The 14,434-nt window shown below is 73.4% G+C and carries 13 protein-coding genes; 6 read left to right on the top strand and 7 right to left on the bottom strand.

What is annotated here, in order from left to right; genetic code table 11:
• Nucleotides 1-28: 28 nt before the first annotated feature.
• A complete protein-coding gene (locus tag ACRWK8_RS19990; RefSeq protein ID WP_378735759.1) occupies nucleotides 29-3,316 on the top strand; it encodes a right-handed parallel beta-helix repeat-containing protein in 3,288 nt (1,095 codons plus the stop codon).
• A 116-nt stretch (nucleotides 3,317-3,432) separates the two neighbouring features.
• Here ACRWK8_RS19990 and ACRWK8_RS19985 read toward each other — a convergent pair whose 3' ends face one another.
• Nucleotides 3,433-4,482 carry a methyltransferase gene (locus tag ACRWK8_RS19985; protein ID WP_431872115.1) on the bottom strand — a complete coding sequence of 350 codons (1,050 nt, stop codon included), beginning with the start codon at nucleotides 4,480-4,482 and terminating at the stop codon, nucleotides 3,433-3,435.
• Nucleotides 4,483-4,606: 124 nt separating this feature from the next.
• Here ACRWK8_RS19985 and ACRWK8_RS19980 point away from each other — a divergent pair, with 124 nt between their 5' ends.
• The 3 genes from ACRWK8_RS19980 to ACRWK8_RS19970 are packed head-to-tail and all read left to right on the top strand — an operon-like array spanning nucleotide 4,607 to nucleotide 6,177.
• The gene (locus ACRWK8_RS19980; protein ID WP_378735763.1) at nucleotides 4,607-5,164 is read left to right on the top strand and encodes a nitroreductase family protein; all 558 of its coding nucleotides are present in this window, start codon (nucleotides 4,607-4,609) and stop codon (nucleotides 5,162-5,164) included.
• Nucleotides 5,145-5,462, top strand: a complete 318-nt coding sequence (locus ACRWK8_RS19975; protein WP_378735765.1) for a DUF6092 family protein — start codon at nucleotides 5,145-5,147, stop codon at nucleotides 5,460-5,462. Before ACRWK8_RS19980 ends, ACRWK8_RS19975 begins: the two co-directional genes overlap by 20 nt.
• Nucleotides 5,446-6,177 (top strand): tRNA-dependent cyclodipeptide synthase, encoded by a 732-nt coding sequence (locus tag ACRWK8_RS19970; protein WP_431872112.1) that lies wholly within the window; start codon nucleotides 5,446-5,448, stop codon nucleotides 6,175-6,177. The genes ACRWK8_RS19975 and ACRWK8_RS19970 overlap by 17 nt, the downstream gene beginning before the upstream one ends.
• Before the next feature lie 41 nt (nucleotides 6,178-6,218).
• On the opposite strand, the gene ACRWK8_RS19965 is transcribed toward ACRWK8_RS19970, so the two are convergent.
• The 3 genes from ACRWK8_RS19965 to ACRWK8_RS19955 all read right to left on the bottom strand — a co-directional run bounded on the left by ACRWK8_RS19965 (nucleotide 6,219) and on the right by ACRWK8_RS19955 (nucleotide 10,409).
• Nucleotides 6,219-7,277 (bottom strand): methyltransferase, encoded by a 1,059-nt coding sequence (locus tag ACRWK8_RS19965; protein WP_378735769.1) that lies wholly within the window; start codon nucleotides 7,275-7,277, stop codon nucleotides 6,219-6,221.
• Nucleotides 7,278-7,401: 124 nt separating this feature from the next.
• A complete protein-coding gene (locus ACRWK8_RS19960) occupies nucleotides 7,402-8,784 on the bottom strand; it encodes an NAD-dependent succinate-semialdehyde dehydrogenase (RefSeq protein WP_378735771.1) in 1,383 nt (460 codons plus the stop codon).
• 230 nt (nucleotides 8,785-9,014) lie between these two features.
• Nucleotides 9,015-10,409 (bottom strand): hypothetical protein, encoded by a 1,395-nt coding sequence (locus ACRWK8_RS19955; RefSeq protein ID WP_431872110.1) that lies wholly within the window; start codon nucleotides 10,407-10,409, stop codon nucleotides 9,015-9,017.
• A gap of 224 nt (nucleotides 10,410-10,633) precedes the next feature.
• Between ACRWK8_RS19955 and ACRWK8_RS19950 the strand changes: the two genes are divergently transcribed.
• The gene (locus ACRWK8_RS19950) at nucleotides 10,634-11,947 is read left to right on the top strand and encodes a molybdopterin-dependent oxidoreductase (protein ID WP_378735775.1); all 1,314 of its coding nucleotides are present in this window, start codon (nucleotides 10,634-10,636) and stop codon (nucleotides 11,945-11,947) included.
• Nucleotides 11,944-12,381, top strand: coding sequence for a hypothetical protein (locus ACRWK8_RS19945; protein WP_431872107.1), 438 nt, complete (start codon nucleotides 11,944-11,946; stop codon nucleotides 12,379-12,381). The genes ACRWK8_RS19950 and ACRWK8_RS19945 overlap by 4 nt, the downstream gene beginning before the upstream one ends.
• 19 nt (nucleotides 12,382-12,400) lie before the next feature.
• On the opposite strand, the gene ACRWK8_RS19940 is transcribed toward ACRWK8_RS19945, so the two are convergent.
• Genes ACRWK8_RS19940 through ACRWK8_RS19930 form a run of 3 tightly spaced genes read right to left on the bottom strand, consistent with a single transcriptional unit; the run spans nucleotide 12,401 to nucleotide 14,414 of the window.
• Nucleotides 12,401-13,072 carry a class I SAM-dependent methyltransferase gene (locus ACRWK8_RS19940; protein ID WP_378735779.1) on the bottom strand — a complete coding sequence of 224 codons (672 nt, stop codon included), beginning with the start codon at nucleotides 13,070-13,072 and terminating at the stop codon, nucleotides 12,401-12,403.
• Entirely contained in the window at nucleotides 13,069-13,701 is a 633-nt protein-coding gene (locus tag ACRWK8_RS19935; protein ID WP_431872105.1) for a TIGR04282 family arsenosugar biosynthesis glycosyltransferase, read from the bottom strand. The genes ACRWK8_RS19940 and ACRWK8_RS19935 overlap by 4 nt, the downstream gene beginning before the upstream one ends.
• The gene (locus tag ACRWK8_RS19930) at nucleotides 13,698-14,414 is read right to left on the bottom strand and encodes a glycosyltransferase family 2 protein (RefSeq protein WP_431872103.1); all 717 of its coding nucleotides are present in this window, start codon (nucleotides 14,412-14,414) and stop codon (nucleotides 13,698-13,700) included. Before ACRWK8_RS19930 ends, ACRWK8_RS19935 begins: the two co-directional genes overlap by 4 nt.
• Between the last annotated feature and the right edge of the window lie 20 nt (nucleotides 14,415-14,434).

Here is a 14,434-nt window from a genome sequence, read left to right as displayed (position 1 = left end):
GCGGGCACAGAAAGGAAGACGACAGGCGATGAACCGTCACGTGCGCGCGGTCGACCCCTCCGGCGGAGCCGAGTTCCGCACCATCGGCGAAGCCCTCGCCGGCGCTGGTGACGGCGCCGTACTGTCACTGGCCCCCGGCCGCTACGACGAACAACTCGTGCTCTCGCGCGTGGTCACCCTGATGGCCGCCGAGGGCCCCGGAACCGTCGAGATCCTCTGCTCCACCGGCACGGCGGTCACCTCCGTGGCCGAGGCGGTCAAGCTCACCGGCCTCGTCCTGCGTGGTCGGGACTCCGAGGCCCCGGTGGTGGACGCCGCCGCCGGGCAGGTCGAACTGGCCGACTGCGAGGTCGAGGGGGCCGCCTGGGCGGCGGTGCTCGCCCGGGGCGAGGGGGCCCTGGCGCTCCGTGGCTGCACCGTGCGCTGTTCCGCCGGTGCGGGCATCGTCGTCACCTCCGCCCAGACCAGCGTCATCGAGGACTGCGTCATCGAGGACGTCGGCACCAGCGGTGTCGTCATCAACGACAAGGGCGCCCCCGAGGTGCGCCGGTGCACGATCCGCGACGCCGGAGCCAACGGCGTGTACGCCGCGGGCAGCGGCGCCGGTCACATCAGCGACTGCACCGTCTCGGGCACCACCAAGGCCGCCGTGGTGATCGACGAGCACGCCGCCACCGGCCTCAGCGACCTCCGGGTGCGGGGCGGCGCCGACGACGGCGTCGTGATCTCCACCCGATCCCCCGTGACCATCAGCGACCTCGTCGTCGAGCAGCCGACCGGCCGGGGCCTGGTCCTGCGCGCCGGGACCGACCCCCGCGTGGAGCGGGTCCGCGTCACCGGCAGCGGCGGTGTGGGCGTCCTGGCCGAGGACAAGGCCAAGGGCCACCTCCGCGACTGCGAGATCCGGGACGCCGGTGCGGAGGGGGTCAGTGTCACGGGCCGCTCCTCCACCGCGTTCAGCGGGCTGACCGTGCACGGCACGGAGGCCGCCGGAATCCACGTCACGGAGGACTCCACCGCCGAGTTCGACCGCGTCACCGTGGGCCGCACCGCGGGGCCCGGCGTCGAGATCCTCTCCGGGGCGGCTCCCTTCCTCCGCAACGGCACCGTCACCGGAGCCCGGAGCCACGGTGTGCGCTGGGAGGGCGGCGGCGGTCGCGTCGAGGACTTCGAGGTCACCCGCGCCCGGCGGACGGGCGTGTACGCGGCCGCCGGAGCCCGGGCCTCCCTGAGCGGCGTGCGGGTCATCGGCGCCCGGGAGAACGGGCTCGCCGCCACCGGCGGTGCCGTGCTCGACCTCCGCGACAGCGAGGCCTCCGAGTGCGGCGGCGACGGCGTGGCCGTGCACTCCGAGGGCGAGATCATCGCGCTGCGCGTGCGCTCGCACGAGAACACCCGCAACGGTGTCCTGGTGGCCGCGGGCGCCCGCGCGGTCCTGCGCACCTGCGAACTGGTCGGCAACGGCGGCGACGGCGTGCTCGTCGGCAGCGGGAAGGACGTCGTCCTCGAGGGCTGCACCGTGCGCGGCAACGCCCGGGCGGGACTCCGCCAGACCGTCGCCGGAGACCAGGTCCAGGCCACCTCCCTGATCAGCGAGGACAACAGCGCCGAGGACAGCTACGGGCCCGACGCCGTCCCCGTCGACTCCAACCCGGGAACGTCCACCGAGGACGACGAGGAGGACGACGAGGAGCGGGGGCCGCTGGCCGAGCTCCAGGCGCTCATCGGCCTGGAGAGCGTCAAGGACGAGGTCACGACGCTCATCAACCGGAACAAGATGGCCCGGCACCGGGCCGAGATGGGCCTGCCGTCGCCTCCGGTCGCCCGGCACCTGGTCTTCGCGGGCCCTCCGGGCACCGGCAAGACGACCGTGGCCCGGCTCTACGGCCGGGTCCTGGCCGACCTCGACGTCCTGCGCTACGGGCACGTCGTCGAGGCCGCCCGCGCGGACCTGGTCGGCCAGTACGTCGGCGCCACCGCCATCAAGACCACCGAGGTGTTCGAGAAGGCGCGGGGCGGTGTCCTGTTCGTGGACGAGGCCTACACGCTCTCGTCCGAGGACAACGGCGGTTTCGGCCAGGAGGCCATCGACACCCTCGTCAAGCTGATGGAGGACCACCGCGACGAGGTGGTCGTGATCGTCGCCGGGTACGCGGCGGAGATGGAGGGCTTCCTCTCCTCGAACCCCGGCCTGGCCTCGCGCTTCGCGCGGACCGTCACCTTCCCCAACTACCAGGCCGAGGAACTGGTGAGCATCGTGGAGCGCCTCGGCGCCGTCCACCAGTACACCCTCGCCCCGGACCTGCGCCCGCTGCTGCTCCAGCACTTCGAGGCGCTGCCCAAGGGTCCGGCGTTCGGCAACGGACGTGAGGCCCGCAAGGTCTTCGAGGAGATGGTGGACCGCCAGGCGCACAGACTCGGGGAGGACCCGCCCGCCGACCCCTCCGAACTCACCGTGCTCACCGCCGACGACCTGGGGGCCGCCGCCGGGCAGACGGCCGGGCCCGGCGGGGACGACGTCGCTGGACTGCGCGCCCAGCTCGACGCGCTGACCGGTCTGTCCGAGGTCAAGTCCACCGTCAACGACCTGGTCAACGTGCTGGTCGCCGCCGAGCGGCGGCGCGCGATCGGGATGCCCGCGCCCACCCTCAGCCATCACCTGGTCTTCGCGGGTCCGCCCGGTACCGGTAAGACCACCGTCGCCCGGCTGTACGGCCAGCTGCTGCGGGCCCTGGGCGTGCTGCCCACCGGCCACACCGTGGAGGCGGCCCGGCAGGACCTGGTCGGGCGCTACATCGGCCACACCGCCCAGCTCACCCTGGAGACCTTCGAGAAGGCGCGCGGCGGGGTGCTGTTCATCGACGAGGCGTACACCCTCACCCCGTCCGGGGCGGCCAACGGCGACTTCGGTCAGGAGGCCGTGGACACCCTGGTCAAGCTGATGGAGGACCACCGCGACGAGGTGGTCGTGATCGTCGCCGGGTACAACGCGGAGATGCAGCGCTTCCTTGACTCCAACCCGGGTCTGGCCTCGCGCTTCTCCCACCACGTGCAGTTCGCGGACTACTCCGACGCCGAACTGGTCGCCATCGTGGAGCGCATGGCCTCCGACGGCGGGTTCACCGTCCCGGAGGAGACCGCCGCCGCGCTCGGAACGCACTTCGCCGGGGTGCCGCGCACGGAGTCCTTCGGCAACGCCCGCTACGCGCGCCAGGTCCTGGAGCGGATGATCACCCGTCAGGCGGGGCGCACCATCGCCCTCCCTGATCCCACCCGCGACGACCTGACCCTGCTCACCCCCGCCGACGTGCCCTGACATGGCACGCCGCCCTCCCGGCCGGTGCACGACCGGTCCGGGGGGGGGCGGCGTCCGGGCGGACCGGGACGTGTTACCGGACGTCCCCGCCCCGAGGCGGCGGAACCGCGCGTGCCCTAGGCGCGCACCAGTTCCACGACACTGGCCACGGCCCCCGGCACGACCCGCTCCAACCGGAGGCCGGAGCGCTCGGCCACCGCCGCGAACTCGGCCCGGGTCCGCTGCTTTCCGTCACAGTGGACCAGCATGCTGAGGTCCATGAACTTCGCGGTCCGCTCGGGCGCGGGGCCGTCCGGCACCAGCACCTCCGCGAGCAGGACCCGCCCGCCGGGCGCCATGGCCTCGCGGCAGTGGGTGAGGACCCGGACGGTGTCGTCGTCGTTCCAGTTGTGGACCACGCTGGCGAGCAGGTAGGCGTCACCACCCTCCGGCACGGAGTCGAGGAAGCTCCCGGACTCGACACGGCAGCGTTCCGCGACGCCCTCCCGCGTGAGTGCGGGATCGACGCGGGAGACCACCTCGGGCCGGTCGTAGAGCACGCCGCGCAGGTGCGGGTGGGCCGCCAGGACCAGGGACAGGAGCCGCCCCCTCCCGCCGCCGACGTCCACCAGGCACTCGGTGTCACCGAAGTCGTACCCGTGCACCAGTGAGCGCGTGAGCTGCGACGAGATGTCGGTCATCCCCTGGTCGAACACCGAGGCGGAGGCCGGGTTGCCCCGCATGTAGTCCCACACCGGGGTTCCGTGGACGGTCTCGAACACCGGGCCGCCCGTGCGCACCGCCTCGGCCAGGTGGGCCATCGTGGAGCGCTCGGCCGGGCTGCCCAGCCAGCGGGCGTAGCCGCGCATGGAGTCGGGGGAGTCCGAGCGCAGGGCGTGGCCGAGTTCGGTGAGCGCGTAGGTGCGCCCTGGGAGCTCCTCGACGAGGTCCAGGTCGGCGCAGGCGCGCAGCAGCCGGTGGAGGGCGTCGGGGTCGGCCTCGACCAGTTTCGCGATCTCGTCGACCGGCGTCGGGGCGGCGGACATCGCGTCGGCGACGCCGAGCTCGGCGGCGGCGCTGACAGCGGCCGCCACCCAGCTGTACGTGATCAGCTCGAAGAGTCGGACGGCGGAGCCGCTCAGCGGCTTCGGGCCATCGTGCGCCGGAGAGAGGGAAGGAGTGGACACAGGTGTCTGGGACCTTTCGACGACTGCCCTCGGCCGCTGGTCGGCCGGGTGATCCAACGGCCTCCGCAAGGCCAGTCGGCACGCTATATTACTCCGTGGATTTTACCCACTACAGAGAGTTGGTATGGCTGTGGCGGCCGAAGAACCGGGGCTCCCCTCCGATGGCCGGGCCTCCCAGGCGCTCCACGTCCTGACCACGAGAAGGGCCGTCCGCTCCTTCACCGACAGACCCGTGGACGACGACCTCCTGGAACCCCTCCTGGACGCCATGGTCGCGGCCCCCTCCGCGTCCAACAAGCAGGCGTGGGCCTTCGTCACCGTTCGCCGTCCGCGCACCCTGAAACTGGTGCACGCCTTCTCTCCCGGCATCATCGAGCGCCCGCCCCTGGTCGTGGCGGCCTGCTTCGACCGCTCCCGGTCGGTGGGCGGCGGCGCCTGGGACGAGGGCATGCTCTGCGTCTCGATGGCCGTGCAGAACCTGCTGCTCGCGGCGCACGCCCTCGGTCTGGGGGGCTGTCCCTCCGCCAGCTTCCGGAAGGGCCCCGTCAGCAGGTTCCTCGGACTTCCCGAACATCTCCTGCCACTGCTCCTGGTGTCGATCGGGCACCCGGACCGAACCCCCGAGACCGCGCCGAGGCGCGATCGGAACGAGGTGATCAGCCATGAGTACTGGGGCGAATGACGACCGCGTCGGAGAGGAGCTGGCGCTGCTCGCGGCGTACCTGCTGAGCAGCGGCAGAGGGCTTCTGGAGGAACCGGAGGCGTACGGCCCGCTCCGCTGCCTCGACGCCGCCCGCCGTGTCCTCGCCCTGCGGTCCGGGTTCGGCTACCCGGACAGTCCGGAGCTGACCGCCCTGCGCGCCAGCCTGGACGACGTCATGTGCGGGGCGATGGCCGACCGGGAACTGGACGTGCTGCTCGACGAGCTGTGCGACCGGCTCGCCGCCGCCCTGGAGGAGCCCGGTGCCGTATCCGCCTGAGTCGACGCTGCCGCAGGGCCCCGGCCCCGAGGGGGAGATCCGATCTCCGGAAGGCGCCGAGGACGTGTTCCGCGCGAGCCCCTTCACCCCGAGCTGCGGGCTCCTCGTGGAGCGCGGCGACCACGCCCTCATCGGGATCAGCGCGGGCAACGGCTACTTCAGCCAGCAACGGCTCGCCCAGCTCCTCACCTGGACGGGCCACCGGTTCACCGCCGTGGACCTCCTCTACGCGGACCTGCACCTCGACACGATGTACCTGGCGTCGGGCGACGACGGGGCGCACGCCGCGCGCAGGACCGCCCGGGCCCTCCGGGACGTGCGGCGCCGTGTGCGGCGTGCCGTGGAGGCGGCCTCCGACGTGCCCGCCAGGGTGCGCGTCCTGGCCCTGTCGGAGACGGTCGACCTGCCGGGGTACCGGTCGGCACTGGAACGGATCGACCGGCGGATCGGGGAGGACCCGAGGGTCCGGCGGGCGTGCGAGGAGCACGTCCGCCGGGTCGTCGGCGGCGGTGTCGCGGCGCCGGACGCCCGTTTCGCGGCCGGGATGTCCTACCTGCGCGCCGAACTGCCCTTCCTGCTCAGCACTCCCGAGGTGCTGTCGGTGCCCTCGTCGGTGTGCTGCTACCACGAGCTCCTGCCGCTCCTGGTCGAACTGGGAGGGGACACCTCCTGTCTCCATCCGGGGCAGGGGCACCTCGTCCTCCAGCCGAGATAGGCGCGTGGGGCGGGGGCGGTCGGCGACCCCCGCCCCACGGGTCACACGGGACGCACGTCCATCACGGACTCCCCGTCGGGCACCCGGTGCACGGAGCGCAGGACCAGGCCCACCTCGGCGAACAGCTCCTCGTACTCCTCCGCCGAGCGCAGCGGCGCCCCGTAGAGCACGAACATGCTCAGGCTGATGGCCTCGACGAACGCGCTCGGCCGGTCGCGCTCCGGGAGGTGGCCCACGATCAGCAGCCGCGAGCCCGCCGACATCGCCGCCCGGACGTTGGCCAGGATGCGGACCGCGTCGCGGTCGGACCAGTTCTGCATCACCCGCGCCATCACGTAGACGTCGGCCCCCTCCGGGACCCCCTCGAAGAAGCTGCCGCCCACCACCGAGCACCGGTCGTCCACCCCCGCGTCGCGCAGCAGCGCCGGTGCCCCCGCCACCACCTCCGGCAGGTCGAAGAGGGTCCCGGTCGCGCCGGGGCGGGCCCGCAGGACGGCGGCGAGCGTGGCGCCCTCCCCGCCGCCGAGGTCCACCACCGTCCCGGCGTCCTCCAGGTCGGCGGCGCGCAGCAGGGTTCCGGCGGGGGTGGAGGCGTTCATGGCCCTGTTGAACACCTCCGCCGCGTCCTGGTTCTCGCTCAGGTAGTCGAAGAGCGCGCTGCCGGTGTGGATCTCGAACGCGGCGCGGCCCGTGCCCACCGACCGGCCCAGGCGGGTCCAGGCCTGGAAGAGGTCCCCGTACGTGCACATGCGGAACAGGTCGCGCAGGCCCAGGGGGTCGTCGGGGCGCAGGTGGTTCCCGGCGGGGCTCAGCGCGAACACCCCGGGCGCGGTCTGCACCACGAGCTCGGCCGCCGTCACCGCGCGCAGGACCACGAGCAGGCGCTCCTCGGGAACCCCGACCTCCCGTGCCAGCTCCGAGACGGGGCGCGGCCCGTCCGACATCCGCTCCACCACGCCCAGTTCGACCATCGCGGAGACCGCGTGGATCAACATGGCCGAGGAGACGATCCTCGACAGGGGCGCCTCCGTGCGCTGCCCCGCGACCGGGGACCCGTTCATCCGTCCCACACTGACCGCGACGTCGTCAGCCTCACTCACCGCGACACCTCTCCCCTCGTCGTATGACAGTCACAGGAAGTGACGATGCCAGGTGACAGGGGTGGCCGGTGGGGTTTTCGGAGAGCCGCGCGGGGCCGCGCGGCCCTCAGCGCCCCGCGACGGGCTATCCGGTCGGCATCACGGTGATGAGCTTCTTGTTGACGAACTCCTGGATGCCCGCGGCGGAGAGCTCCTCTCCGTAGCCGGACCTCTTGGTACCGCCGAACGGCAGGGTCGGCCGGGTCCAGGTGGGGTGGTTCACGAAGACCATGCCGGTGTCGATCCGCCGGGCGACGTCCGCCCCGTGCGCGACGTCCTCGGTGAACACCGACCCGCCCAGACCGAAGGTGGAGTCGTTGGCGATCCGCACCGCGTCGTCCTCGTCCTCCGCTCGGAAGAAGAGCGCGACGGGGCCGAAGAACTCCTTGTCGTAGACCGGGTTGTCCCTGGTGATGCCGGTGATGATCCTCGGCTGCGCGAACGCACCCTGCTCCGGCACGGGATCGCCCGGCGTGATGACCGTCGCGCCGTGCGCCTCGGCCTCGTCCACGAGTTCCTGGAGGTCGTCGGCGGCGCTCTGCGACGAGAGCGGAGGGAGGGTCGTGCCGGAGTCGAACGGGTCACCCGCCCGCAGCCGCGCGAACCCCTCGCCGAAGCGGCGCAGGAACTCGTCCGCCACCTCCTCGACGACGATGATCCTCTTCGAGGCCACGCAGCTCTGACCGGCGTTGTTGAGCCGCCCCCAGAGGGCGCGTTCGACGCTGAGGTCGAGGTCGGCGTCGGCCAGGACGATGAGGGCGTCGCTCCCCCCGAGTTCGAGGGTGCTCTTCTTCAGCTGCTCGCCCGCGTGGGCCGCGACACTGGAACCCGCCCCCTCGCTGCCGGTGAGGGCGACGCCGCGCACGCGCGGATCCCTGATCGCCCGGGTGACCTGGTCCTTGTTGGCGTAGACGTTGGTGTAGGCGCCCTCGGGTGCACCGGCCTCCCGGAAGAGGGACTCGAAGGCCGCGGCCGACTGCGGGACGATCGAGGCGTGCTTGACCATCACGACGTTCCCGGCCATGAGGTTGGGCCCCGCGAACCGCGCCAGCTGGTAGTAGGGGAAGTTCCACGGCTGGACACCGAACAGCACCCCGATCGGATCGCTGACGACCACCGCCTCACCGGCCTTCGGGTCCTCGGTCGCCACCCTCTCGGGAGCCAGGAACTCCTCGGCGTTCTCCGCGTAGTAGTCGAGGATCGAGGCCGCGAGTTCCACCTCGCCCCGGCTCTCCTCGAACAGCTTGCCCATCTCCAGCGTGAGGAGCCGGGCGAAGTCGTCGGGTCGCTCGCGCAGGATCGAGGCGGCCCGCCGCACGACCGCCCCGCGCTCTTCGAAGGACCTGGTGCGCCACGACTCGAAGGTCCTCTGGGCGGTGCCGATGGCACGGTCCAGCTCCTCGTCCCCGATCTCCGCGAACGTCGCCAGGGTCTCGTTCGTGTAGGGGTTCGTGGTCGCGTAACCCATGGTGTTTCCCTCCGGTCGTGTTCCCAGCCAGAAGCAGGAGCAGAGCCTTCGAGGAGCTCCCGTGCCCTCCGGACGGGTTCGGTCTCGTAGGGGACCCTGCTCGCTCGGAGGGGAGCCCGAAACATGCCTTTTGCTGCTTTAAGTCCTCTTTGCGAGGCCGTGTGTCGTCGTCGGTGCGCGGCCCGGCCGGTTCGGGTGCACGGGACGAACCGGAGGGGCGGTCCGCGCCGTCACCACCCGGTGAGGAGCAGATGGTTGACCATGAGGGCCGTGGCCGCCTGCACGGCGAGCCAGGCACGCCGGTGGCCGGTCGGCAGGAGGGCGACGGCGGGGACGATCCACAGCACGAACGGCAGCCAGATGCGTTCGGTCTCGCCCTTGCTCATCCCGGACAGGGTCGCGGCGGCGACCGCGCAGAGCGCGGCGGTCACCAGCAGGGCCACCGCCGCGTCCTCCCGTGAGGGTGCCCGGCGCAGTCCCCGCACCGCCTCCGGAACCCGGGCCAGTGCCCGGCGGGCCCCCGCCACGGCCGCCAGCCCCGCCGTCACGCACACGGTGGCCAGGTTCGCCCACACCCAGTAGCCGTAGGGGCGGACCGCCGCCACCCCCTGGTAGTAGCGCTCCACGAGCAGCTGGTACCCCTCCCACCACCAGAAACCCGCGGCGGTGAAGGCGGCGGCCACCGCGAGGGCGCCCCCCAGCGCGTAGGGGAGGGGGCGCGCGTTCCGCGCGCACAGGAGCACGGCCACGGCCAGGAGGCCGATGAGCACGAGTCCGTACGACAGGTACACCGACCACCCCAGCAGCACCCCCGCCGCCAGCGCGGCGGAGCGCGGCGCACGGGCCCCGGGTGCCGCCGCCACGGCGAGCAGTGCCAGCCCCCACGCGGTGACCGCCGCGAAGTAGCCGTCCGCCGAGACCCCCACCCAGACGGCGGCGGGCACCACGACCAGGAACGGGGCCGCCCGGCGGGCCGCGCCCTCCGCGCCGAGCGCGCGCAGGGCCACCAGGACCGCCGCCGAGGCCGAGGCGCCGACCACCACGCACCAGATCCCGGCCCACGCCCCACCGCCCAGACCGATCCGGTCCAGGGCGACGAACGTCAGGACCGCGCCCGGCGGGTGCCCGGCCACGTGCGTGGGCCAGTTGTCCGGCTGCCCCACCAGCACATGCTCGGTGAACGTGCTCAGGGCGGCGCCCACGTCGTGGAACCGGTCGACCGAGGCCAGGTACTCGTGGGGGGAGAGGAGGCGGTCGGCGATCCCGCGCCGCCAGCCGTCGACGAGCGCGAGGGCGGTGGTCCACAGGACGGAGGCGCCCCAGACGGACCACACCAGGGGCCGCCACGGCAGGGCCCGCGCCACCACGGGCCCGTACAGGACCACCGCCGCCGCCAGGACGAGGGCGGGGAACGTGCCGGGGCCGGTGTGGGGGAGCCACGTCGCGTACAACGGCGGCCAGGCCACGTACAGGACACCGTGGGCGTCCTGGATCCGGGTGCCGACCACGGCGGCGGTCGTGAAGAGGAGCACGGCCAGGGCGGCCACGACCAGGTCGGTGCGGAACGGGGCGCGGTCCGTGTCGGCCCCGCCCCGGACCCTCCTGTGGAGTTCGGGCTGCGTCACGCCGTCACCGTAGGTCAGGTGCGCCCCCGTGGCCCGGTTGTGCCGGGGCGTGTCGCGGAGCCCGGTGTGATGCGGTCTGACCAGCGGTTCGGGTGACACACCGCGAGGACGGTGTTGCGGCCCTGACCGAGGGGCGCGGCCTAGCATGACCGCGAGCCGGCCCGTCGGACCGAGAGGCGACCGATCGCGTGAACGAGGACGACCAGGGTGGGGGGACACCTCCGGTGTCCCCGGGCGATGACGGAGGCGAGCCCGGGGCGCGGGGCGGGCGGCTGCGGGGACTCCTGCGGGACGGACCCCCCTTCGGACCCACCCGGCCCGGTTTCTGGCGCAGCCCCTCGCGCGGTCCGTGGCTGACGTCGCTGCTGGGCTCGGTCCTGCTCGTCGGGCTCCCGATCCTGTTCGTCACCGGTCTGCTCTCCTACGCGGCCTACAACCCGGACCTGGGACCCAACGACAAGACCCCCGACAAGGGCCTGCTCGGGTTCTACCTCTTCCCCTGGCCCACCGATCCCCCGTGGCTCTACCGCCTCACCCAGGGCGTGCACGTCACGCTCGGGATCGCGCTGGTCCCCGTGCTCCTGGCCAAGCTGTGGTCGGTCGTGCCGCTCCTCTTCCGCTGGCCGCCGGTCGCCTCCGCCGCCCAAGCGCTCGAGCGCCTGACCGTCCTGTTCCTGGTGGGCGGCGCGCTGTTCGTCTTCGCGACCGGCATCCTCAACATCCAACTGGAGTACCTCTTCCCCGGCTCCTTCTACCCCCTGCACTTCTACGGAGCCTGGGTGTTCGTCGCGGCCCTGTTCTCCCACGTCGTGCTGAAACTGCCGACCGTGGTGCGGGAGCTGCGCGCACGCGGACTCCGCCAGGCACTGGAGCACCGGGGCCGCGCGGAGCGGGGCGACCTGGTCGCGCCCGACCCCGACCCGGCGGCGGCGTCGCGCCGCACCCTGCTCGGCGCGGTGGGCCTGGGCTCGCTGGCGCTCCTGCTGACGACGGTCGGGCAGAGCCTCGGGGGCGCGCTGCGGCCGACGGCGGTCCTGGCTCCGCACGGGAGGCTGCCCGGAGAGGGCGCCGACGGATTCCCGGTGAACACGACCGCCGCCTACGCGGGCGTCACCGAGGCCGACACCGGCCCCGACTGGCGGCTGACCGTACGCGGGGAGGGACGGGAGGTGGTGCTCACCCGGCGGGAGCTGCTCGACCTTCCCCAGCACCGGTCCGCGCTGCCCATCGCCTGTGTGGAGGGGTGGTCCACACGGAACCTCGACTGGGAGGGCGTGCGCCTGGCCGACCTCGCCGCGCTGGTCGGAGCCCACGGGCCGCCCGGGGTCCTCGTGGAGTCGGCGCAGACCTCCGGGTCCTTCGCCAGCGCCGCGCTCCGCGACAACCAGGTCGCGGACCCCCGCTCACTGCTGGCCCTGCGCGTCGACGGGGCGGACCTGACGATCGACCACGGGTACCCGGCCCGGGTGATCGTGCCCGCGTGCCCGGGCGTGCACAACACCAAGTGGGTCACCCGGCTCAGCTTCGGTGCGGTGTGACCGCGCTCGTGCGCCGCGCGTACGGCGCCTCGCCCTGGCACCTGCTCCTGATGGTCGGCGTTCTGGCCCTCGTCGCCTACGCGGGCACGCACCTGCTGCACGGGGGAGACCCGTGGGGCATCGCGCTCTGGTTCGTGGGCGCCGCCCTGTTGCACGACCTCGTCCTCGTCCCGGCCTACACGCTGGTGGGCCGGGCCCTCCGGCTGGTCGGACGCGGGCACCTCGTGCTGGTCCCCGCGGTCGCCTCCGGGCTCCTGCTCCTGGTCTACCTCCCGCTGATCCTCGGGCCCTCCCACACCTACGTCGCCAAGACGGGACTGACCGGTGAACCGTTCGCCGCACGGTGGCTCCTGGTCAGCGCAGCGCTCTTCGCGGCCTCGGCGGCGGTGGGAGCGGTCCGGCACCGGCGGGCGCGCCGGGACCGCGCGGCCTGACGACGGCCCGGACCACGGTTCAGCGGGGCGCGCGCAGCGCCGCGAACCAGCGCTCCCGCACCTGCCAGGAGTCCGACCACCGCCATCCGGCGCCCTCCGCGTAGGAGCGCAGGGCGGGGAGTCCCAGCCGCGCCCACATGAAGGGGGCTCCCGGCTTCCCCCGACCGTCGGTGACCTGCACGGTCACGCACTCGTGGACGTCCGGGTCGGCGGTCTCCACGATGAGCAGCCCCCGGGGCGACACGAGTTCGCGCATCCGCGCGAGCAGCGCCGACGGGGTCCCGCCGATCCCGATGTTGCCGTCGATCAACAGCGCGGTGTGCCAGCGGCCCTCCTCCGGCAGGGGGTCGAACACCGAGGCGCGCACCGCTCGCCCGCCCGCCTCGACCACGCGGGAGACGGCCACCGGGTTCGTGTCCACGCCCAGCGCACGGTGCCCCCGGGAGGCGAGCGAGAGGACCATGCGGCCGGGGCCGCAGCCCGCGTCGAGGGTGTCGCCCTCGGCGCGCTCCAGCACGCTCTCGTCAGCGGCGTCCGTCTCCCCGCACCACCGCTCGACCTCCAACGGGAGCATCCACCCGTCGGACCTGCGCAGGTACAGGGGGCCGTGCCCGTTGGCCAGCGCCCGGGTGTACGGGTCGCACAGCCACGGGGCCGCCCTGGTACCGACACCCGTCTCCGGCGCGCTCACGACCGGACCCCCGTTCCGACGGCCCTGCCGAAGCGGCTCCCGGGCACCAGCCGGGCCACCGTGGCGGCGTCCCGTGGCGTGTCCACGTCACTGAGCACGTCCAGGTCGCCCACGCGCAGCCCCGCGTCCAGCAGCCGCGCTCTCTGGAGGCGCCCGGTACGCGGGGTGGACATCGGTACGCCGCGCACCAGTCCGGGATCGGGGTCGGCCATCCCGAGCGCCCAGAACCCGCCGTCCTCGCTCGCTCCGAACCACGCGTCGGTGTGCTCCCAGGAGGCCAGAGCGGGCGCCAGGTGCCCGGCGGTGACCTGGGGCGTGTCCATGCCGATCAGCAGGGAGGGTCCCGTACACAGGGAGAACGCGTGCGCGATCCGTTCGTCCAGGCCACCGCCCGACTGCGGGACCACCTCGAACCCCGAGTCCGGCATCCAGGGGCCCGGCCGCCCCTCCAGCACCAGGAGACGCCGTCGCGCCGGGAGCCAGCGCACCGTGTCGAGTGTGTCCGCCAGCGCGGCCTCCGCGATCGCCGCGGCCTCCTCGGGCGAGTACTCCGGTGTCAGCCTCGTCTTGACCCGGCCGGGGACCGGTTCCTTGGCGATCACCAGCAGGGTCGTGGTGGCCGGGCTCATCGCTCCCCTTCCCTCGTGCGCGCCCCGGTCGGCGGTTCGCGCAGCACCGAGGTCATGTCGCGCACGGCGGTCCAGGTCCCGCGCCAGGTCCCGGTCACCTTGGACGCCCCGGACCTCGGCAGGTAGGGGACGTCCACCTCCGCGATGCGCCAGCCCGCGTCGGCGGCCCGCACGACCGTTTCCAGGGGGTAGCCCGAGCGGCGGTCGATCATCCCGAGCCCCACCAACCCCGACCGGCGGGCGGCGCGCATCGGGCCGATGTCGCGGACCCGCACCCCCGTCCGCGAGCGCAGCATCCGGGCGACGGCGGCGTTGCCGACCCGCGCGTGCGGCGGCCAGACACCCCTGCGGGTGGGACGGCGCCGCCCCAGGACCAGGTCCGCCTCACCCCTCCGCACCCGGTCCACCAGCCCGGGGAGCAGGCCCGGGTCCAGGGAGGCGTCGCAGTCGCAGAAGCAGACGTACTCGGCGGTGGCGGCCGACAGACCCGCGTGGCACGCCGCTCCGAAGCCCCGGCGCGACTCGGGGACGACCACGGCCCCCAGCTTCTCGGCGACGGCCGCCGAGTCGTCGGTCGAGCCGTTGTCCACGACGATCGCCCGCCAGCCAGGCGGGACGCGTTCCATGACCCAGGGGAGCGCGGCGGCCTCGTTCAGACAGGGGAGCACCACGTCGACCGGGGCTGGTTCGTTCACGTGAGGTTCGTTGATCACCCTGGTTACGTTACGAAGCG

The sequence above is a fragment of the Nocardiopsis eucommiae genome (assembly GCF_965344335.1).
Classification (GTDB): Bacteria; Actinomycetota; Actinomycetes; order Streptosporangiales; family Streptosporangiaceae; genus Nocardiopsis; species Nocardiopsis eucommiae.
This window is presented reverse-complemented; position numbering and strand designations above follow the sequence as displayed.